Genomic DNA, 19355 nt, shown 5'->3' with positions numbered 1-19355 from the left:
ACGGCGTAATGGGAAATCCCTGCCGGATTACTGGCGGACAATTTACGTCACCTTGCCTTGCATCATTGGCAGCGCCGCCCGACTAGGCTATAAACCCATGACTGTATGGGGTTGGTGGATTTATGAGTGACGTTGTCCTGACCGGTTTGGCCAAGCAATTGGTAGCTGCCGAACTTTTGACTGAAAAAGCGACGCAGCAGGCGTTTCTGCAAGCCCGGCGCGACAAGGTTTCGCTGATCAGTTACCTGGTGCAAAACCGCTTGGTCAAAGCCCTGGCTCTGGCAGAAATGTCGTCGGACCAGTTCGGTCTGCCATTTCTCGACCTCAATTGCCTCAATAAAGAAGAACAGCCGAGAGGTGTGGTGAGTGAAAAGCTCATACGCCAGCACCACGCCCTGCCGCTGTGGAAGCGCGGCAATAAGCTTTATATCGGTATCTCCGACCCGGCCAACCAGCAAGCCATCACCGATCTGCAGTTCAACACCGGGCTCGCCATCGAGGCGATTCTGGTAGAAGACGACAAGCTCAGCGACGCCATCGAAAAGTTTTTCGATGGTCACACCTCTCTTGGGGATTTAGGCGATGTCGATCTCAGCCTGGAGGTGGTGTCAGGCGGAGAATCCAAGGAGACGTCACTAGGACAGGATGACGCCGACGACGCGCCGGTGGTGCGCTTCGTCAACAAGATGCTGATGGACGCCATCCGCCTCGGCTCGTCCGACCTGCACTTTGAACCGTACGAAAAGACCTTTCGGGTTCGCTTGCGCACGGACGGCATTCTCCATGAAGTCGCCAAGCCCCCTATCCACCTTGCAAGCCGCATTGCAGCGCGTCTGAAGGTCATGGCCAGCCTGGATATTTCCGAGCGACGCAAACCGCAGGATGGTCGGGTCAAGCTGCGTATATCAAAAACCAAAGCCATCGATTTCCGGATGAACACCCTGCCGACGCTGTGGGGCGAAAAGATTGTGATGCGTCTGCTGGACCCAACCACGGCGAAAATGGGCATCGATGCATTGGGCTACGAGCCAGAGCAGAAAGCCCTGTACCTGGAAGCACTCAAACAACCGCAAGGCATGATTCTGGTCACAGGCCCTACCGGCTCGGGTAAAACCGTGTCGCTGTACACCGGCCTGAATATTCTCAACACCGTGGATATCAATATCTCCACCGCCGAAGACCCGGTTGAAATAAACCTCGAAGGCGTCAACCAGGTCAACGTCAATCCCCGTCAAGGAATGGACTTCTCCCAGGCACTTCGGGCTTTTTTGCGTCAGGATCCTGACGTGATCATGGTCGGTGAGATTCGCGATCTGGAAACGGCGGAAATCGCCATCAAGGCTTCGCAAACCGGGCACATGGTCTTGTCCACACTGCACACCAACAGCGCCGCCGAAACACTGACCCGTTTGCATCACATGGGTGTGGCCGCGTTCAACATTGCTACTGCCATCAACCTGATCATCGCTCAGCGTCTGGCACGCAAGCTGTGCCCGCACTGCAAGAAGGAAGCGGACATTCCTCACGACACCCTGATAACCGAAGGCTTCCCGGCAGACAAGATCGGCACGTTCAAGATCTATACGCCAGTAGGCTGCGACCAGTGCAATGGCGGCTATAAAGGCCGTGTGGGGATTTACGAAGTGGTCAAGAAGACCCCCGCGCTGGAGCGCATCATCATGGAAGAAGGCAACTCGCTGGATATTTCTGTGCAAATGCGCAAGGACGGTTTTAATGACCTGCGCACTTCCGGCCTGATCAAAGCCATGCAGGGCGTCACCAGCCTTGAAGAAGTCAACCGCGTGACCAAGGACTGATCATGGCCAGCAAAGCGGCGAAAGTTATCGTTTTTACGTGGGAAGGCACCGACAAGAAAGGCGCGAAGATGAACGGCGAACTGACCGGCCATAATCCGGCGCTGGTCAAGGCGCAACTTCGCAAGCAGGGCATCAACCCGACCAAAGTGCGAAAAAAACCGGTTTCGATTTTTGGTGGCAGCGGGAAGAAAATCAAACCGCTGGATATCGCGTTTTTCTCCCGGCAGATGGCGACCATGATGAAAGCCGGGGTGCCGCTGCTGCAGTCCTTCGACATCATCGCCGAAGGTTCGGAAAACCCGAACATGCGCAAACTGATCGAGGAAGTGAAAAGCGAGGTCGCAGCCGGTAACAGCTTCGCCACTGCACTACGGCAGAAGCCGCAATATTTCGACGACCTCTACTGCAACCTTGTAGACGCCGGTGAGCAAGCCGGTGCACTGGAAGCCCTGCTGGATCGAGTGGCGACCTACAAGGAAAAGACCGAAAAGCTCAAAGCCAAGATCAAAAAAGCCATGACCTACCCGATCATGGTAATGATCATGGCCTTTGTGGTTTCAGGGATCATGCTGCTTTATGTAGTGCCGAAGTTTCAGGACATCTTCGCCGGCTTCGGCGCAGAGCTTCCTGCGTTCACCCTGATGGTGATCGGCCTGTCGAAAATCGTTCAGGACTGGTGGATGATCATCCTGGGATTGATCGCCGTCAGTATTTTCCTGTTCCGACGCAGCTACAAAGGCTCACAGAATTTCCGTGATAGCGTCGACCGTAGCTTGCTGAAAGTCCCGGTTATCGGCCCGTTGATTTACAAGTCTTCGGTGGCGCGTTTCGCTCGTACGCTGTCCACCACCTTCGCTGCCGGTGTGCCGCTGGTCGAAGCGCTGGACTCAGTCGCAGGCGCAACCGGTAACGTGGTGTTCCGCAACGCAGTAAACAAGGTCAAGCAGGATGTTTCTACCGGCATGCAGCTCAACTTCTCCATGCGTGCGACCGGCGTGTTCCCCAGCCTTGCCATTCAAATGACCGCCATCGGCGAAGAGTCTGGCGCACTGGATTCGATGCTCGACAAGGTCGCGACCTATTACGAGGATGAAGTCGATAACATGGTCGACAACCTTACAGCCATGATGGAGCCGATGATCATGGCCATCCTGGGCGTCATCGTCGGCGGTCTGGTGATCGCGATGTACCTGCCTATTTTCAAACTCGGAAGCGTTGTCTGACTATGTCACTTGCTGATTTCCTGGCCAGCTCAGCGCTGGCCTTTGTTTTATCCGCACTGATTCTTGGCTTGTTGGTGGGCAGTTTTCTCAATGTGCTGATTTATCGCCTGCCGATCATGATGGAGCGCGACTGGCAGGCTCAGTCCCGGGAAATGCTCAAACTGCCCGCCGAGCCTGAAAGCGAGACCTTCAACCTGATCCTGCCGCACTCCCGCTGCCCGCATTGCGCCCATCAGATCCGCCCGTGGGAAAACCTCCCAGTGCTCAGCTACCTGTTTCTGGGTGGCAAATGCTCAAGCTGCAAAGCACCGATCAGCAAACGTTACCCGCTGGTGGAGCTGACCTGCGGCCTGCTGTCCGGCTACATAGCGTGGCACTTCGGTTTCGGCTGGCCTGCAGCGGCGATGCTGGTGCTGAGCTGGGGCCTGCTGGCCATGAGTCTGATCGATGCCGACCACCAGTTGTTGCCTGACGACCTGGTCTTACCGCTGTTGTGGATGGGCCTGATCGTCAACTCGTTCGGCCTGTTCACCAACCTCAGCGACGCGCTCTGGGGCGCAGTGGCCGGTTATCTGGTGTTGTGGTCGGTGTACTGGCTGTTCAAACTGATCACTGGCAAAGAAGGCATGGGCCATGGCGACTTCAAATTGCTGGCCATGCTCGGGGCCTGGGGTGGCTGGCAGATCCTGCCGTTGACCATCCTGCTTTCATCGCTGGTCGGGGCCATATTGGGCCTGATCATGCTGCGTTTGCGTAATGTCGAAACCAGCACGCCGATCCCCTTCGGTCCCTATCTGGCCATCGCAGGCTGGATCGCTTTGCTCTGGGGTGGTCAAATAACCGACTCCTATTTGCAATTTGCCGGTTTCAGATGACCCCAACCGCTCAAAAACCCTGGATTCTCGGCCTTACCGGCGGCATCGGTAGCGGCAAGAGCGCTGCAGCGCAGTGCTTCATTGATCTGGGTATTCATGCGGTCGACGCCGATCACGCCGCGCGCTGGGTGGTTGAACCCGGCCGTCCGGCGCTCGCACAAATCGCAGAACACTTCGGGCCGACGGTGTTGCATGCCGACGGCACGCTAAATCGAGGTGCCCTGCGCGGTTTGATTTTCGAGAATGCCGAACAACGCCGCTGGCTCGAAGCCCTGCTGCACCCGCTGATCGGCACCGAAATCCAGCGTGACCTGGCAAGCGCCACCTCGCCTTACGCGATTCTGGTTTCGCCTCTGCTGGTCGAGTCCGGCCAGTGGAAAATCACTCAGCGGGTGCTGGTCATCGACGTCCCGCAAAACGTGCAAGTCCAGCGTACCATGCTTCGCGACAGTTCCAGTCAGGAGCAGGTCGAGGCGATTATCAAGGCCCAGGCCAGTCGCGAAGATCGATTGAGTCGTGCCGATGATGTGCTGGTCAATGACCGGGACGCTGCCTGGCTGCGAAGCGAAGTCCAGCGGCTGCACCACTTTTATTTAACTTTGTCCGGAGGCCAATCATGAGCCAACCAATGACCGTCGATTGCCCAACCTGTGGCGCCCCCGTGGAATGGAGCGCCGCCAGCCCTGCCCGGCCGTTCTGCTCTGAACGCTGCAAGCTGATCGATCTCGGCGCATGGGCGTCGGAAGAACATGCGATTCCGGTCAGCCCGGATGCCGAAGACGAAATGTTTTCCGGCGATCTGCCAGACAGGCATTGATCTATACGTGACTGAGCCTGACCTGATCAGGCTCGGCTCACGGCTTCTCCAGCGCTTCGCGAAGCGCGTCCGGTCCGTTGAATTCCTGCCGTTCCAGCAACTTGCCATCCTTGATCTGCAACCACTGAACGGCCGCTGCATCCCGGCCATAACCCGGCGCGATCTGCGCTTCGCGGTCCAGCGCTACCCGATACGAGTAAACCCTGCGCATTTTCGGCACGGCAAAAAACTTGGTGACATACGCAGGCATCGGCTCGATGTTGGCGATGAACACAGTGTGCCGGGCCTCCAGAAAACCTTTGGGTTTGTCTTTGAGTGCCTTCTCCATGATCTTGCCCGCGCTCATGCTGCTGGCCACCAGAATCGTCTGGGTCTTTTGCGGGTCCATCACATACGGCTCATCAAACTGGTCGAACAGACTCCAGGTCGGCACCGGATCCCCGATTTCAATGGCCTGCGCGGTAAACGGCAACAGGATCAACAGCAGAATGGGCCAGAGTTTCAAGGGTGCAACTCTCCTGAGCGGATTGGAAAAACCAACACCATAGCGGAAATGGGCGTTGGGTTGGCTGGTCGTAACACCGACGCACCCTCCTTTGGCTTGGTCTGAAGCGTAATTAACGCAATCTACCGTAGCAGCGCGCTTGCCCGCGATTCGATTTCATGGCCGACCATATTTAGCGCCCGTGCCAACGTGATCGCGGGCCAGCCCTCCTATCAAACAAAATATAACTATCTGATTTGGAATGCTTTTTACTGTAGGAGTGAGCTTGCTCGCGATAGCTCCAGTACAGGCAATATATTCATCGACTGACAGGCCGAATCGCGAGCAAGCTCACTCCTACAGGGTCCGTGTTTGCTGCGCGACAGCGTGGTGTCAGGGACACCGGGGCGGCTCTTATCAAACACCATGCAAACTGCTGGATTGAAATAGATTTTCTGTAAGAGCTGCCGAAGGCTGCGAAGCATTTATCCAGGCACACCGCGATCGCAGCCTTCGGCAGCTCCTACAGGCCCTCTGTCTGCCGCGAGACAGCAGGGCCGCTACTATCTGCGTTGTACTCGAAATGCGCAGCAGCATCTTCCAGTTGTAGCTATTAGAACGCTAAGCTTGGCCCATGGATGACTCAGACTACCTACGCCTGCTCACGATCCAGGCCGAACAAGCCAACGCGTTTCTTTCCAATGCGCGAAAGTGGGAGCGTGAGCGATGGGTTTGTGAGCGTCTGCTGCAAGGCCTGAACATTACGCATCGTCACGAAGACTTCACCGCAGCCGTGCAGGAACCGCCCGACGTGCTGTTTCGTGACGCGCGTTTTGAAGTGTTCTTCGTCCTGGATGAAGGCCGTCGCCTCAACGATGAGTGGCGCGAGGAGCTGGCGCGCAGGCGTGGCGCATTTTCCCTGAGCCAACTGGTGCGCCGCGAAGCCAAGCCCAAACGCATTCCTGCAAGCGATCTGCTGCAACGGCTGGGGCCCACACTGCGCAAAAAAGCCACCAACTACAACGAACGCGGTATCGACCTGAGTGGGCTGGACATCATCGCCTTCGCCAGCCTCAAGCGCGAAGTACTCGACTTGAACAGCCATTTCCCGCCACCCACCGAGTACCTGCGCCAGGGTTGGCGTTCCTTGTCACTGGTGGGCCCAACCTTTGCCCGAGTGTTATTTGCCCACCCGGGCGCTCCGGATTTTCTGCGAACCAACCTGGGTCGCAGCGTGGTTTTCGATGTTGGAATCAGCTTATGAGCCCTCTGCAAGAACTATTGGCCGACGTACCGCAAACCGGCCGGGTGCGCTGGATTGGCGTACGCCCTGAATCCCGTGGCGAAATGGTCGAGCTGGATGCGGTGGAAGCACGTCGCGAAGCCGGCCTGACCGGCGACCATGCGCGCCCCGGCCCACGCAATGCGCGGCAGGTCACGTTGATCCAATGGGAGCATCTGGCGGTGGTCAGCTCCTTGCTGAACCGCCCTGAAGATCACCCCATCGTGCCTCAGGATCTGCGCCGCAATCTGGTGATCAGCGGCATCAATCTGTTCAGCCTCAAGGGCCGTCGCTTCAAGATCGGTCAGGCCATTCTGGAAACCACCGGTTGGTGCCAGCCTTGCGCCCGGCTGGAACAGCGTCTTGGGCACGGCACCTTTCAGGCAGTACGTGGGCATGGCGGAATTACTGCGCGAGTGATACAAAGCGGCATCATTCGTCTGGACGATTCGCTACGGGTCGAACCGTTGGAACTGATTGCCGAATAACCGCTGCGCCCTTTTCTGAGACTCTCATGTCCAGTCGCCTGAAACCCAACGACCAAACGCGTGTCGAAGCATGTGTCGAAGAGTACCTGCAAGCCCCCACGACCAAGTCGAGCGCCGGCCATTTGTCTCTGGCTGCTCCTTTTCGGGGTGGCTGCAATGGTGGTTGGCCTGGACGTGTCGAGCCTTTTGTTGAGTTATCTGACGCTCTGAGCAGCAGCAAGACGGCGCTCGCGAGGATCAACTCACTCCCCCCGAATTCCTTAAACCTTATGAGATATCCCTATGACTCATCGTATTGTCATCGTTGGCGGCGGCGCTGGCGGTCTGGAGCTGGCGACCCGCCTGGGTAAAACCCTGGGCAAGAAAGGCACGGCAAGCGTGACCCTGGTCGACGCCAACCTGACCCACATCTGGAAACCGCTACTGCACGAAGTCGCGGCAGGTTCGCTCAACTCCTATGAGGATGAGCTGAATTATGTGGCTCAGGCCAAGTGGAACCACTTTCAGTTCCAGCTCGGCAAAATGACGGGACTGAACCGTGAGGCGCGGCAAATTCATCTGGCCGCCACGCTGGATGAAAACGGTCTGGAACTGGTTCCTGCGCGCAGCCTGGATTACGACTCGCTGGTGATTTCGGTAGGCAGCACCACAAACGACTTCAACACGCTTGGCGCCGCCGAGCACTGCTTGTTCCTTGATTCGCGCAAGCAGGCCGAGAAATTCCACCAGCAGTTGCTTAACCACTACCTGCGCGCCCACGCCGGGCAAGTCGACCACACCCAGGAAATCACCGTGGCCATCGTCGGTGCAGGTGCTACTGGCGTCGAGCTGGCGGCTGAACTGCACAACGCGGCTCACGAACTCGCGGCTTACGGACTGGGCAAGATCAAGCCGGAAAACCTGCGCATCACTGTCATCGAAGCAGGCCCGCGGGTATTGCCTGCATTGCCTGAACGCATCGGCGGGCCGGTGCATAAAACCCTGGAGAAACTCGGCGTTACGGTGCTGACCGATGCTGCCGTGAGTGAGGTCACGGCCGACTCGCTGATCACCGCCAGCGGGCTGGTCATTCCGGCGACTCTCAAGGTCTGGGCAGCAGGCATTCGTGCGCCGGCCTTTCTGCAGGAAATCGACGGGCTGGAAACCAACCGCATCAACCAGCTGCAGGTGCTCCCGACCTTGCAAACCACACGCGACGAAAACATCTTCGCGTTCGGCGATTGCGCAGCCTGCCCACAGAAAGGCTCGGACCGTAACGTCCCGCCTCGCGCACAAGCGGCGCATCAGCAGGCGTCACTGCTGGTCAAATCCCTGAAGCTGCGCATCGAAGGCAAGTCGCTGCCGGAATACAAATACACCGATTACGGCTCGCTGATCTCTCTGTCGAAATTCTCGGCAGTGGGGAATCTGATGGGCAACCTGACCGGCAGCGTCATGCTCGAAGGCTGGTTGGCGCGGATGTTCTACGTTTCCCTGTACCGCATGCACCAGATGGCGCTTTACGGCACCTTCCGCACGCTGATGCTGATGCTCGGCAGCCGTATCGGCAAAGGGACCGAGCCGCGGATGAAGTTGCATTAATAACTGCTCTTTTCTGTAGCTACCTGATCTCCGATGCCGCGCATTAGCGCAGCAAACTCTGGGCTATGTGGGAGTCGCCCCGGTGTCCCTGACACCACGCTGTCGCGCAGCAAACACCGACCCTGTAGGAGTGACCGGGGTGGCGATCCACATTGCTCGCGATTCGGCCTGTCAGTCGATGAATATATTGCCTGTACTGGAGCTATCGCGAGCAAGCTCACTCCTACAGTAAAAAGCATTCCAAATCAGATAGTTATATTTTGTTTGATAGGAGCGCTATTCAGTAGGACCGGCTTTAGCCGGGAGAGCGTCGGGACATTCACCACATATTATTCGCCAGAAATACCGCTCTCCCGCCTAAAGCCAGTCCTACGGGATTGCAGGCGATCATAGAATCTCCCATAGGTCCGCGTTTGGCGCACGACAGCGCCGCTCCTGCAAATACATTGTGTGCAGCAACTGCATCAGTAATGGCATTGCGCTTCTTTAGTCCAACCGACACAGGCATACTCGGCGTCCATGCGGTTCCATGAAATGGATGTTGAGGATTTGCGTTATGTCGACGGTGCCCCGTTTCACTGATCATTACCGTAAAGCCGACCGCATCATGCTAGGGCTCCTGTGGATATGTTTTGTCTACGCCCTGGGGCTGGCGACTATTTACTCGACCTTTGGCCAGGCCATTCTGGTCGGTGGCGGCACCGCGCTGGCGATGACCGCGCTTTACCCGACACTGCGTGGCACCCGCTTGTTTCGTTGCCTGACGGGCGTTTCTCTGATGGTCATGGCGGGCCTGCACATCAACCAGACCCAAGGCGTCATTGAAGTCCACTTCGGGATTTTCGCGCTGTTGGCCGTCCTGACGTTTTACCGGGACTGGCTGCCCATCGTTGTCGCAGCGGCCACCATTGCGGTTCACCACCTGTTGTTTCATGTGCTGCAACATCAAGGCTACCCGGTGTACGTGATGCAACACCACGGCGGCTGGGGTGTGATCTTCATCCACGCCGCCTATGTCATCGCGGAAAGCGCCATCCTGATTTATCTCGCCATCCACAGCTACAGCGCGGCCAAAGAAAGCCAGGATCTGCTGGACAAGATCCTGCAGGCGGCAACGCGCCTGGATAACAGAACGGCCGTCACTGAAAGTCGTGCTGGCACACACTCTGCACAGCGCTTTGATGATTTCCTGACGTTAATCACCCACACCGTTGGCGGCGTTATTCACGAGACCCGCGGGTTGAGCGACATGGGTCGCAAGCTCTCTGTTACCGGCGAAACTCTGGACAAAGGCGCGCAGCAGCAACTGGCGGAAATCACTCGTATGGTCGACGCCATGCAATCGCTTACCACGGCCCTGGACGACATCTCGCAACATGCCAGCCAGGCTCATCAGGGTGCCAACAAAGCCAATGATCAGTTGGTAAAAGGTCGTGAGTCGGTGGATCAGGCCAGCAAGGATATCGCCAACCTGGAGTCCTCCATCAGCGGGGCCAATCTGAGCGTGCAGTCGCTGGCCGAACAGGCAGAAAAGATTGGCAAGGTGATCAACGTAATCCGTGAAATCGCCGAGCAAACCAATCTGTTGGCGCTGAATGCCGCCATTGAAGCTGCCCGCGCCGGTGAGCAGGGCCGCGGATTTGCCGTAGTGGCCGATGAAGTTCGCGGCCTGGCGCAGAAGACCGCAGGCTCGGTGGACGAAATTCGCCAGATCGTCGAATCGTTGCAGAAGGAAAGCCGCACCGCAGCGGACTCGATGCGTACCAGCGGCGAAGAAGTCGGTCGTTGCGTACAGGCCAGTCAACTGGGCTCTGAGCTATTGAAAAGCACCGTTGCCGATGTGTTGGAGATTCACCGGCTGAACGTACTGATAGCAGGCACCACTGAGCAGCAATCCGCTGCATCGGTGGGTATCAATGATCGCTTGACCGCGGTCCACGCCATTGCGCAGAACAATGCCACGGATGTCGTTACCCTGATCCAGTGCAGCAAAGACCTGTCGCCGATGGCGAACCGGCTTGAGGCGCTGGGCGCGTCGTTTGCGGTGAAAAAACAGCTGTAATTGCTGAGACGCTATCTCTTTCTGCCGCGCTGTCTCGCGGCAAATACTGGACCTGTAGGAGCTGCCGAAGGCTGCGATTGCGGTCTGCCAGGATGAATGCTTCGCAGCCTCGCGCTGCTCGTCAGCTCCTACAAAATGCTCGCGTTGACTACGCCGACAAGTGCTCATACAAGATCGTCGCGCCGACCAGTATCAGCACCACACCGCCAATAATCTCGGCGCGCTTGCCGACCATGGTGCCCAATACCCGGCCCAGCATCACACCAATGGTGACCATGGTCATGGTCGCCAGACCGATTGCCGCCGCTGCGACCAGAATATTCACGTCTACAAATGCCAAGCCAACCCCGACGGCCAGCGCGTCGATGCTGGTTGCGAAAGCAGTAACGGCCAGAATCAGAAACGAATGCTGACCCGCTTTTTCCTCGGGCTCTTCATCGTCCTGCTTCACGCCGTTGTAAATCATGTGCAAGCCGAGAACCAGCAGCAGCGTAAAGGCGATCCAGTGGTCCCAGCTTTCAACGAAGCTGCTGGCGGCATTACCGATGGCCCAGCCGATGACAGGCGTGATGGCTTCAATCACACCGAAAATCACACCGGTGCGTAGCGCTTCGATAAAACGGGGTTTGTGCAGGCTGGAGCCTTTACCGATGGCCGCTGCAAAAGCGTCCGTGGACATGGCCAGAGCAACGAATATAAGAGAAATGGGGCTCACGGTTTACTTCCAGTCGGGCTATGAGTCAACGACACATCCACACGCCCGACTTTAGGCATGGATATGTCGCTGGTCTCGCCAACCAAAAAAGGTGTTCGTACCACGGCTGCTGCCGAGAATGTTGATACGAACGCTCCTGAGATAACTCAGCAGCAGGCTACTCCCCAACGAAGGTGGGCATCATACCTGTAAAGGGCATGAAAATATCGTCAAACGGTTCACAGTTTTCCAGGTATTACTCGATTTATTGGGAGAAACGCTACTCATGTGGGAGCTGGGCTTGCCCGCGATAAGGACACCTCGATTCTGCAGGTAGATCACCTACACCTTATCGCGGGCAAGCCCAGCTCCCACGGGTAAATGCATTGCAGTTCAAGCAATCGAGTTGCAGTGAGTAAGCGATGACATAGCCACGCCCGGGCTCACTGCACATTCCGGTACAACATCATTCGAGCGCTCTCATGTAGCCCAAGGGTCAACGCACGCAAGCGACTGAACTCCTCCGGATGCTGACCCGCAACGTCCTCCAACGGGGTTGCCGAGGCCAGGTCGTGCAGCGTCGGTGATGTACCGTCGTGTTCCATTTGCAGGAGGAAATGCCGGGTCACGCCACCAATCAACGGGAACGTACCCTCGCGCAGCACCAATGGCACGACACGCTCTCCTTCCGGTGCAGGTTGCTGGATGTCCCGCCCCATGGCGCCGTTGCTGAACGGGATGCCTGCCATACCTGCCACAGTGGGCAACAAGTCCGCCAACCCGACTGCCTCCTCCACCACCTTCGTCCCAATCAAACCTGGTGCGTGAATCAGCATCGGCACGTTGTTGCTCTCCAGGCCTAACTGTTCAAAGGCCGGAGGCATGTGCGGGATCTGGCTGATACGGGTGTTGTGGTCTCCAAACAGGACAAAAATCGTGTTCTCGTAGTAACCGCCCGCCTTGGCCAGCTCCATCAGCCGCCCGATATTGAAGTCCAGCAAGCGCACCGCGTTGTATTGCTCGACGCTGCGCGAGCCCGCTGCCTGAACTTGTTCGAGGGTCAGTTTGCTGACTTCAAAACCGTCGTTTTCCTTGGGAATGGTAAACGGCCGGTGATTGCCTGCCGTCTGCAAATAGGCGAAGAACGGCTTGTCCTTGGGCAGCGCACGCAGGATTCGGTCGCCTTCCTTGAACAGATCCAGATCGGAAATCCCCCAGACATCCACCACAGGCGAATGCCAGTCACGCTCGTCATAGAGTCGAATGTCGACGATGCTGCGGCGGATCAGAGCATTCATGTTGGCCCAACCGGAGTTGCCGCCAATCATGTACAGCTTCTCGTAGCCCTTGAAGTCGTTGATCAGTGTGTTTTGCCGGGTCAGCATCGGGTGTCGGGTCGCGGTTTCCTGACGGGTCACATCGGGCACCCCGGTAATGCTTGCCCATACAGTTTTGGCCGTTCCCGTCACGGGCACATAGAAATGCCGGAAGAACCAGCTTTGCTGAGCCAGCCGATCCAGATTTGGGGTCGGGTTGAGCGGATTACCGTATGCCCCCACCGCACTGGTGCCCAAGGACTCAAGCATGACAAACACCACGTTCGGCGGCCGCGTGGCAGCTACGTTGTATGGCTGCACATCTTGCTGACGCTTGAAGGTCAGGCTTTGCGGGTCTGGTTTATCGACGCCCAGATAATCAGCGACCACTGGATAGTGCTCACGCACCACGTCTTCGTCGTAACGCGATTGCCCGACTTTGAGCGTGTCATAAAGGAAAAGCACCGGGTTCAACCCTAGCGCGGCAACCTGACTGTTGCCGGAAAAGAACGCATCGCTCCAGCGCAGCGGTACCGGGTTTTCCAGATTGAGGTTTTCAACCCGTCCCAGCAGCCCCAACAACGTGGCCATGGTCACGAGCACTGCGCCAAACGCGACGGACCAACGCTTGATCGGCCTGGCCTGACGCTCAAGGGTCAGCCGCTCCAACCCGATGAAGGCCGCGATTATGACCCCGATACCGGCGAGCCAACTGGCGGTGATCCACAGCACCGGATAGGTTTGCCAGAGCATGTCCCGGGAAATCTGCGCGTCGTCCAGATAACGCATAACGCTCGCGTTGATCCGCACACCCAGATACGCGTAATGCCCGAAGTCGACGATGTAAACCAGAGTGACCAACGCCAGTACAACCGCCAGATACACCCGCGCCAACCAACGCATCGTTTTGACGTTCAGCAGGTTCCAGCGAGGAATCCACAGCAGCACAACGAGAGGCAACGCCAACAGCAAAGCCAGACGCAAGTCGAACCGGAAGCCGATGCCCAGCGTCTGTGCGACCGTGTTGTCAGTGCTCAGACTGGCAGGATCAACGCCGGAAAAACCGAAGAAAAACACCAGCCGCAACACGCTCAGCAGCACGAAAAACAGCACGGTCACGCCCAGCCAATACAGCAAGCGCCGTGATTGCAGCCACCCCATTTTCATCCCCTTGAACGTCGCACTCACAAGCCCGAAACCGGCTTGCCGTTTGATAGCGTTAATGGCTGGCGAATGCGCCAGCGACGATAGATGCCACGCACGACCATCACTACCAGCGCCACAAAGCAATACAACGCCAGCAACGGGTCGATCAGGTAGTCCCAGTAGTTTTCCGAAGGTTTGCCGCGCACCGCGAAGGCCAGTGTTGCGCCTGCCAGCATCACCACACCCAGGCCATTACGCAGGTACAACAAACCAAACGCGATGACCGCAACAGCAATGATCAGGGGCCGCGGATTAAAGCCCAGACGATAAGGATCGCTGTAGCTGAGGCCCAAAGTAGCCGGGTAAAGGACCAATGCCAGGGCAGCAAAAACAACCACCACGACGGCGCCAGGTCGAGCCACTCCTGGCAGTTTCATGCCCAGGCGCTGCAAGCTGAACCAGACAAGGACAATCGCGGTGGTGATCGCCAGATCATCGGTAAAGCTGCGTACATAGGCCGCCAGCGAAAGACCATTGAGGCTGACAAAGCCCAAGGCTGAAAATCCCGCCAGAATAATCAGGCGTGACTTCAGACTCGGTGCCAACGGTGCAACCAGAAGGAACAGCGCCAGACTGAAAAACAGATGGGCTTGCCATAGAGACATCACAGCAGTTGCTCCGCCAGCCAGGCTTCATTGAAGCTGACGTGTTTGATGAAGGTGTTATTCCACGAATAAACCAAGTGGTAAATGCCTTCAGGGCTGCGGATGAAGTACGGGTACTCGTACTCGAAATCGCAGCCTTGCGGTGAGCACACGCGCTGATCGAGGTTGCTCAGGAATGCCTCCTCCAACGGATGACGGCGCTCACCACTGGAGGCCCGGAAACCTTCGCCGATGATTTCCTTGTAGGCATCAAAGGAAAATGGATTGCCCTGCGGATCGGGGGACTTGTCGAGATCGATCACAGAGGTCCAGTGATCCATCTGCTCGTCCGTGCCGTACAGGCTCAATTTGAAACGACCGTCGCGCAGGTCGTTCAGCGCAACCAACAAGCCGCGGCCAGGGGTACCGACGGCCGCCAGCGAAGAGTTGGGGTTGCTCGGCGCAAGGGGCAGCGGCTCGCTCCAGGTCTGACCGCCATCTTCGGTGCGACTGGCGAGCACTTTGTGATGCGTATTGCCCGCGTAGCGCAGCAACGCAACCGCGCGCTTGTCATCCAGCGGCACCACGGTTGGCTGCAGAGAGTTCGTGCCGCGGCTGATGCGGAATTTGTCGATCACATCGCCATTGGCGCTGAGATAAAGGTATTCGGCGAACTTGCCCAGAAACTCGTGATAAACCGGCAGGCCGATCGAACCGTCGGCGTGAAATACCGGCGCGGCACGCACCAAGGTGCTGATATTTAGAAACGGCGAGGTGACCAATTGCCGTGGCTGCGACCAGTTCTTACCCATGTCCTCGGAGACCATCACGTTGACTGAACTGCCTGCCCAGCCGCCTACCGATACGGACACATAGAACAGCCACAAGCGCTGGTCCGGTGCCAGGGCAACCACCGGGTTACCGAGTTTGCGAATGTATTTACCGGTGCCCTCCTGAGTGGACTGACGGGTCGCTAGCACTTGCTCATCGCCCCACTCGCCTGAGCTCGCATCGAATCGCGAGGCGCGAATTTCGACATCGCCCGCCCCCTCACGAGTGCCCGCGAACCACACCAACATCAGGTCGCCACCAGGCAATGCGGTCACTGCCGAGGAATGTACGAAATCATCCAGGTCAGACGATGCGAAGCGGGTGTTATAACTGGCTTTAGCCGCAACGCCTGAAGCCGGTGTGAGGACCGGGGCAACGGCGAAACCGGACAGCCTGTGCTGCGGATGGCTGAGCCATGCGCCGAGGAAAACCAGAGCGAGCGCAAGATATGCACTCAAGACAGGTACATTGAAAGAAGTCAGTCGCATGGGTATTGATCACAACCGCGAAGGCAAAATGTCTGGACTCAATCACGAGACTCGTCGGCGAGAGGCCGCCGTCGGCCGGTGATCATTGACAACGGCAGGTTGTCCTTCACCTGATAACTCTCAAACAGTGCCGCCGCTATATGCAGGCACACCACCCACGCCAGGCCGTCAGCCAGCGTTTCATGAATCTGCTGAGGCCAGTCTGCGCCCCACAAGGCATCTACTTCGGTCATCAACCATCCCGTCAGACCGATGCCGAAAATCATCACCATCATCAGCACCATGACCAGCGCGCCCAGCGGCGAATGCCCCAGCCGATGTTCCGGCTGACGCCTGAGCAGCGAACCCACATGGGCACGCAAACGCGCAGGCGTCGGCCAGAAATCGGACCAGCGCGCACTGCGCGGTCCGATGAAACCCCACACCACTCGCACCACCAGCCAGGCAACCGCGTAGTAACCCAGCCAGACATGCCAATCATCACCAGCCTCATTGAAGAAGTAGTTGGCGACGAACACACCGGCCAGGGAAATGTGGAACAGCCGCACCAGCGGGTCCCACAGGCGTAGGGTGGGACGGCTCATCAGCCCTTGATCTCGGTCTTCACGGCTTTCCCGGTGACCGGATCGTGGTAGATCTCGACTTTGCGCTTGTCTTTGTCGAAGCCGTAGATTTCGTAGCAGTTGCCGTCAGTGACTTTGAACTTGCTGATCTCGTAACCCTGAGCCTTGAGTTGCTCCTGGAATTTGCCCTGATCCTGCCAGGTGGAGCGTTCGGCGGTGGTGCATTGTGGTCCGGCAAGGGCCAGCGGGCTGGCGAGGAGAAAGGGAACCAGCAACAGGACTTTACGCATGGCAGACACTCGTAAGAACTAAGGAGGCGCTACTGTGCGAAACAAAGCTTAGCGAAAGCTTAGGACGCAACAGACCGTTACATCTTCTCCGACACAAGGCTCTGCCCGAAGCGCTGGCGTAGCGGCATCATGTGCGCCCTGACCGGCTGAAACCAATACGGAACACCTTATGCGCCTGCTCCTTGTGGAAGATGACCGTGCCGTAGGCCAGGGCATCCGCGTCGCCCTCGGCAGCGAAGGCTATACGCTGGACTGGCTGCAAGATGGCGCGAGCGCTCTTCATGCCCTGCGCAGCGAACGCTTTGATTTGCTGCTGCTCGACCTTGGCCTGCCGCGTCTGGACGGTCTCGACTTGCTGCGCCAGATTCGCGCGGAACAACAGTCTTTGCCCGTCCTGATCCTGACCGCACGGGACGGCACCCCGGACCGCATCGCCGGACTGGACGCCGGTGCCGATGACTATCTGGTCAAACCGTTCGACGTGGATGAGCTCAAGGCTCGGGTTCGTGCGCTGCTGCGCCGCAGTCAGGGACGTGCGCAACCGTTGCTGGAGCATGGGCCAATCAGCCTCGACCCTTCGACCCAGCAAGTCAGCTTCAACGGCGTAGAAATCGCCATGACGCCCATGGAGTATCAACTCCTCCATCAACTGATGATCCGGCCCGGTAAAGTCGTGACCCGCGAGCGTTTGTCGTCCACGCTCTACGGCTGGCAAGACAAGGTGGAGAGCAATACGCTGGAGGTGTTGATCCACAACCTGCGCAAAAAACTCTCCGCTGAATTGATCCGCACCGTGCGCGGTGTGGGCTACCGGATCGAGACTTTGTCATGAGTTCAGTTCGCGCGCGCATCCTCGTACCCGTGTTGCTCCTCTTACTGTTGGGCGACCTGACCATCAGTTGGTTGGCGCTACGCGACAGCCACACCGAAATCGAAGAGGTGTACGACGCACAGCTGGCGCAAAGCGCGCGTCTGCTGCAAGGCGTTTTGCGCCAACGGCCTCCGGGCGAAACAGACCTTGATCGGCTTTATCAGGCTTTCGACGAAGCCATGAGTCGAGTGGGTGGCGGTGAAGCCGCACATCCTTATGAAACCCGTTTGACGTTCCAGATCTGGCGAAACACGGGCGAACTTCTGGTGCGTTCCGCCGAAGCACCGGAGCTGGACGACCCGCCCGCTACCGAGGGCTCACATGACTTCCTCAAAGACGGCAATGACTGGTGTGGTTTCCTGCTGGTCGATGCCCAGCAAGGGCTGCTGATCTGGGTTGGCGAGCGTGACGACGTGCGTCAGGATCTGATTCAACGCATCGTTCGCCATACCCTTTGGCCAACGGTAATTGGCGTGCCGCTTCTCGCCATCGCCATCTGGCTGGCGATTGGCTGGGGAATGCGTCCCCTGCAGTTCATGGCCAGCGTCATCCGTCGACGCGAGCCGGAAAGCCTTGAGCCGCTGGACCTGTCACCGCTGCCCAAGGAGCTGGAGCCGATGCAAACCGCACTCAATCGCCTGCTCATCCAGATCGAAAATCTGCTGGATCGAGAGCGTCGCTTTATTGCGGATGCGGCACACGAATTACGCACTCCACTGACCATCTTGCGCATCCACGCGCAAAACGCCAAACAGGCGCAACTGCCTGAACAACGCGAAGAAGCGCTGGATTATCTGGTGCATGGCGTCGACCGCGCGACGCGCATCGCCAGTCAGTTACTGACCATGGCGCGCCTGGAGCCGAAGATAAAACACGATGAACTGCAGACCTTCGACCTGGGCAGCCTGGTCCGTGAGGAACTCGCCGAACTGACGCCATTGGCAGCCGAGAAAAAAGTCGAGCTGGTATTCGATGGCGTCGAGGACTTCCGGTTGCACAGTGATCCGGCAGCCATCACCGTCGCCTTTCAGAACCTGCTGACCAACGCCCTTAACTTCGCCCCGGCCAACAGTGAGATCCGGGTCATTCTTGACCGCAGCCACGACGGACAGGCCGAGTTGCGTGTCGAGGACAGCGGGCCGGGCATTGACGAAAAAAATGCACCGCGCTTGCTGGAGCGTTTCTATAGCAATGGGCATAGCAACGGCGCAGGACTGGGGCTGGCCATCGTCGAGATGATCGTCAAAAAACTCGACAGCAGCCTGCAGATCGGCAACCGCCCTGATGGCGGGTGCTGTGCGCAGTTGCGGCTCAGGAGTCTTGTAGAGCTGAAGCTGAACGCTCCGGCCTGAAATGAGATCAACGGTAGGACCGAATTCATTCGGGAAGGCGGTATTACAGGCAATAAACCTGAAGCGGATGTACCGGCCTCATCGCGAATGAATTCGCTCCCACAGGAATTGTGCACATCTCAGGTTCATGCAGATCCCGTGGGACCGAATTCATTCGGGAAGGCGGCATTTCTGATGGACACAGATACATCGAATGTACCGGATTTTCGCGAATGAATTCGCTCCCACAGGGTTTGCATTTACCTCAGGTTCACCGCGATTCTATGGGACCGAATTCATTCGGGAAGGCGGCATTTCTGATGGACACAGATGCATCGAATGTACCGGATTTTCGCGAATGAATTCGCTCCTACAGGGTTTGCATTTACCTCAGGTTCACCGCGATCCCGTGGGACCGAATTCATTCGGGAAGGCGGCATTTCTGATGGACACAGATACATCGAATGTACCGGACTTTCGCGAATGAATTCGCTCCCACAGGGTTTGCATTTACTTCAGGTTCACCGCGATCCCGTGGGACCGAATTCATTC

General features: G+C 57.6%; 18 protein-coding genes and 1 riboswitch. Of the genes, 11 read left to right on the top strand and 7 right to left on the bottom strand.

The features are described 5' to 3' along the window. The first annotated feature begins 122 nt into the window (after nucleotides 1–122). The 5 genes from pilB to yacG are packed head-to-tail and all read left to right on the top strand — an operon-like array spanning nucleotide 123 to nucleotide 4732. Complete coding sequence (pilB, locus tag RX972_RS07235) at nucleotides 123–1817, top strand: type IV-A pilus assembly ATPase PilB (RefSeq protein ID WP_316873684.1); 1695 nt, start codon at nucleotides 123–125, stop codon at nucleotides 1815–1817. Between the two features lie 2 nt (nucleotides 1818–1819). Then, nucleotides 1820–3040 (top strand): type II secretion system F family protein, encoded by a 1221-nt coding sequence (locus RX972_RS07230; RefSeq protein ID WP_316873682.1) that lies wholly within the window; start codon nucleotides 1820–1822, stop codon nucleotides 3038–3040. A 2-nt stretch (nucleotides 3041–3042) separates the two neighbouring features. Further along, nucleotides 3043–3915, top strand: a complete 873-nt coding sequence (locus tag RX972_RS07225; RefSeq protein WP_316873680.1) for an A24 family peptidase — start codon at nucleotides 3043–3045, stop codon at nucleotides 3913–3915. After that, nucleotides 3912–4535 carry a dephospho-CoA kinase gene (gene coaE, locus RX972_RS07220; protein WP_316873678.1) on the top strand — a complete coding sequence of 208 codons (624 nt, stop codon included), beginning with the start codon at nucleotides 3912–3914 and terminating at the stop codon, nucleotides 4533–4535. Before RX972_RS07225 ends, coaE begins: the two co-directional genes overlap by 4 nt. Next, nucleotides 4532–4732, top strand: coding sequence for a DNA gyrase inhibitor YacG (gene yacG / locus RX972_RS07215; protein ID WP_027902143.1), 201 nt, complete (start codon nucleotides 4532–4534; stop codon nucleotides 4730–4732). The genes coaE and yacG overlap by 4 nt, the downstream gene beginning before the upstream one ends. Nucleotides 4733–4769: 37 nt before the next feature. Here yacG and RX972_RS07210 read toward each other — a convergent pair whose 3' ends face one another. Then, entirely contained in the window at nucleotides 4770–5237 is a 468-nt protein-coding gene (locus tag RX972_RS07210; RefSeq protein ID WP_316873674.1) for a hypothetical protein, read from the bottom strand. A 613-nt stretch (nucleotides 5238–5850) separates the two neighbouring features. Here RX972_RS07210 and RX972_RS07205 point away from each other — a divergent pair. From RX972_RS07205 to RX972_RS07190, 4 genes are all read left to right on the top strand, one after another. Then, on the top strand, nucleotides 5851–6480 hold the full coding sequence (locus RX972_RS07205; protein WP_027902141.1) for a DUF1780 domain-containing protein: 630 nt from the start codon (nucleotides 5851–5853) through the stop codon (nucleotides 6478–6480). Continuing rightward, nucleotides 6477–6986, top strand: a complete 510-nt coding sequence (locus tag RX972_RS07200) for an MOSC domain-containing protein (RefSeq protein ID WP_316873671.1) — start codon at nucleotides 6477–6479, stop codon at nucleotides 6984–6986. The genes RX972_RS07205 and RX972_RS07200 overlap by 4 nt, the downstream gene beginning before the upstream one ends. 282 nt (nucleotides 6987–7268) lie before the next feature. Next, complete coding sequence (locus tag RX972_RS07195; RefSeq protein WP_099270993.1) at nucleotides 7269–8567, top strand: NAD(P)/FAD-dependent oxidoreductase; 1299 nt, start codon at nucleotides 7269–7271, stop codon at nucleotides 8565–8567. A 556-nt stretch (nucleotides 8568–9123) separates the two neighbouring features. Further along, entirely contained in the window at nucleotides 9124–10629 is a 1506-nt protein-coding gene (locus RX972_RS07190; protein WP_316873668.1) for a methyl-accepting chemotaxis protein, read from the top strand. A 148-nt stretch (nucleotides 10630–10777) separates the two neighbouring features. On the opposite strand, the gene mntP is transcribed toward RX972_RS07190, so the two are convergent. The 6 genes from mntP to RX972_RS07160 all read right to left on the bottom strand — a co-directional run bounded on the left by mntP (nucleotide 10778) and on the right by RX972_RS07160 (nucleotide 16601). After that, entirely contained in the window at nucleotides 10778–11344 is a 567-nt protein-coding gene (mntP, locus tag RX972_RS07185; protein ID WP_263270464.1) for a manganese efflux pump MntP, read from the bottom strand. Between the two features lie 6 nt (nucleotides 11345–11350). Next, nucleotides 11351–11522: riboswitch (yybP-ykoY riboswitch) on the bottom strand. A 244-nt stretch (nucleotides 11523–11766) separates the two neighbouring features. Next, the gene (locus tag RX972_RS07180) at nucleotides 11767–13800 is read right to left on the bottom strand and encodes an LTA synthase family protein (protein ID WP_316873666.1); all 2034 of its coding nucleotides are present in this window, start codon (nucleotides 13798–13800) and stop codon (nucleotides 11767–11769) included. 23 nt (nucleotides 13801–13823) lie between these two features. Next, on the bottom strand, nucleotides 13824–14453 hold the full coding sequence (locus RX972_RS07175) for a hypothetical protein (RefSeq protein WP_263270461.1): 630 nt from the start codon (nucleotides 14451–14453) through the stop codon (nucleotides 13824–13826). After that, nucleotides 14450–15748: a sialidase family protein gene (locus RX972_RS07170; protein ID WP_316873663.1), complete on the bottom strand. Its 1299-nt coding sequence runs from the start codon at nucleotides 15746–15748 to the stop codon at nucleotides 14450–14452. The genes RX972_RS07175 and RX972_RS07170 overlap by 4 nt, the downstream gene beginning before the upstream one ends. Before the next feature lie 38 nt (nucleotides 15749–15786). After that, nucleotides 15787–16332, bottom strand: coding sequence for a cytochrome b/b6 domain-containing protein (locus tag RX972_RS07165; RefSeq protein ID WP_027900125.1), 546 nt, complete (start codon nucleotides 16330–16332; stop codon nucleotides 15787–15789). Further along, nucleotides 16332–16601 (bottom strand): PepSY domain-containing protein, encoded by a 270-nt coding sequence (locus RX972_RS07160; protein WP_027900126.1) that lies wholly within the window; start codon nucleotides 16599–16601, stop codon nucleotides 16332–16334. The genes RX972_RS07165 and RX972_RS07160 overlap by 1 nt, the downstream gene beginning before the upstream one ends. Nucleotides 16602–16770: 169 nt before the next feature. On the opposite strand from RX972_RS07160, the gene RX972_RS07155 reads away from it, so the two are divergent. Both RX972_RS07155 and RX972_RS07150 read left to right on the top strand, forming a co-directional pair. Then, complete coding sequence (locus RX972_RS07155) at nucleotides 16771–17433, top strand: response regulator (RefSeq protein WP_099271000.1); 663 nt, start codon at nucleotides 16771–16773, stop codon at nucleotides 17431–17433. Next, a complete protein-coding gene (locus RX972_RS07150; protein ID WP_316873656.1) occupies nucleotides 17430–18824 on the top strand; it encodes an ATP-binding protein in 1395 nt (464 codons plus the stop codon). The genes RX972_RS07155 and RX972_RS07150 overlap by 4 nt, the downstream gene beginning before the upstream one ends. The last annotated feature ends 531 nt before the right edge of the window (nucleotides 18825–19355 follow it).

The organism is Pseudomonas syringae group sp. J309-1 (genome assembly GCF_032582135.1).
Taxonomy (GTDB): Bacteria; Pseudomonadota; Gammaproteobacteria; order Pseudomonadales; family Pseudomonadaceae; genus Aquipseudomonas; species Aquipseudomonas quasicaspiana.
The sequence above is the reverse complement of the archived record's forward strand: the minus strand, read 5'-3'. Positions and strand labels throughout refer to the sequence as shown.

What these genes read in the sequence shown, in the direction of transcription:
- RX972_RS07155 (WP_099271000.1), top strand. Translation starts at nt 16,771, where the DNA reads ATGCGCCTGCTCCTTGTGGAAGATGACCGTGCCGTAGGCCAGGGCATC.
- RX972_RS07200 (WP_316873671.1), top strand. Translation starts at nt 6,477, where the DNA reads ATGAGCCCTCTGCAAGAACTATTGGCCGACGTACCGCAAACCGGCCGG.
- RX972_RS07160 (WP_027900126.1), bottom strand. Translation starts at nt 16,601, where the DNA reads ATGCGTAAAGTCCTGTTGCTGGTTCCCTTTCTCCTCGCCAGCCCGCTG.
- RX972_RS07165 (WP_027900125.1), bottom strand. Translation starts at nt 16,332, where the DNA reads ATGAGCCGTCCCACCCTACGCCTGTGGGACCCGCTGGTGCGGCTGTTC.
- RX972_RS07190 (WP_316873668.1), top strand. Translation starts at nt 9,124, where the DNA reads ATGTCGACGGTGCCCCGTTTCACTGATCATTACCGTAAAGCCGACCGC.
- coaE (WP_316873678.1), top strand. Translation starts at nt 3,912, where the DNA reads ATGACCCCAACCGCTCAAAAACCCTGGATTCTCGGCCTTACCGGCGGC.
- RX972_RS07150 (WP_316873656.1), top strand. Translation starts at nt 17,430, where the DNA reads ATGAGTTCAGTTCGCGCGCGCATCCTCGTACCCGTGTTGCTCCTCTTA.
- RX972_RS07225 (WP_316873680.1), top strand. Translation starts at nt 3,043, where the DNA reads ATGTCACTTGCTGATTTCCTGGCCAGCTCAGCGCTGGCCTTTGTTTTA.
- RX972_RS07195 (WP_099270993.1), top strand. Translation starts at nt 7,269, where the DNA reads ATGACTCATCGTATTGTCATCGTTGGCGGCGGCGCTGGCGGTCTGGAG.
- RX972_RS07180 (WP_316873666.1), bottom strand. Translation starts at nt 13,800, where the DNA reads ATGGGGTGGCTGCAATCACGGCGCTTGCTGTATTGGCTGGGCGTGACC.
- pilB (WP_316873684.1), top strand. Translation starts at nt 123, where the DNA reads ATGAGTGACGTTGTCCTGACCGGTTTGGCCAAGCAATTGGTAGCTGCC.
- RX972_RS07230 (WP_316873682.1), top strand. Translation starts at nt 1,820, where the DNA reads ATGGCCAGCAAAGCGGCGAAAGTTATCGTTTTTACGTGGGAAGGCACC.
- yacG (WP_027902143.1), top strand. Translation starts at nt 4,532, where the DNA reads ATGAGCCAACCAATGACCGTCGATTGCCCAACCTGTGGCGCCCCCGTG.
- RX972_RS07205 (WP_027902141.1), top strand. Translation starts at nt 5,851, where the DNA reads ATGGATGACTCAGACTACCTACGCCTGCTCACGATCCAGGCCGAACAA.
- RX972_RS07170 (WP_316873663.1), bottom strand. Translation starts at nt 15,748, where the DNA reads ATGCGACTGACTTCTTTCAATGTACCTGTCTTGAGTGCATATCTTGCG.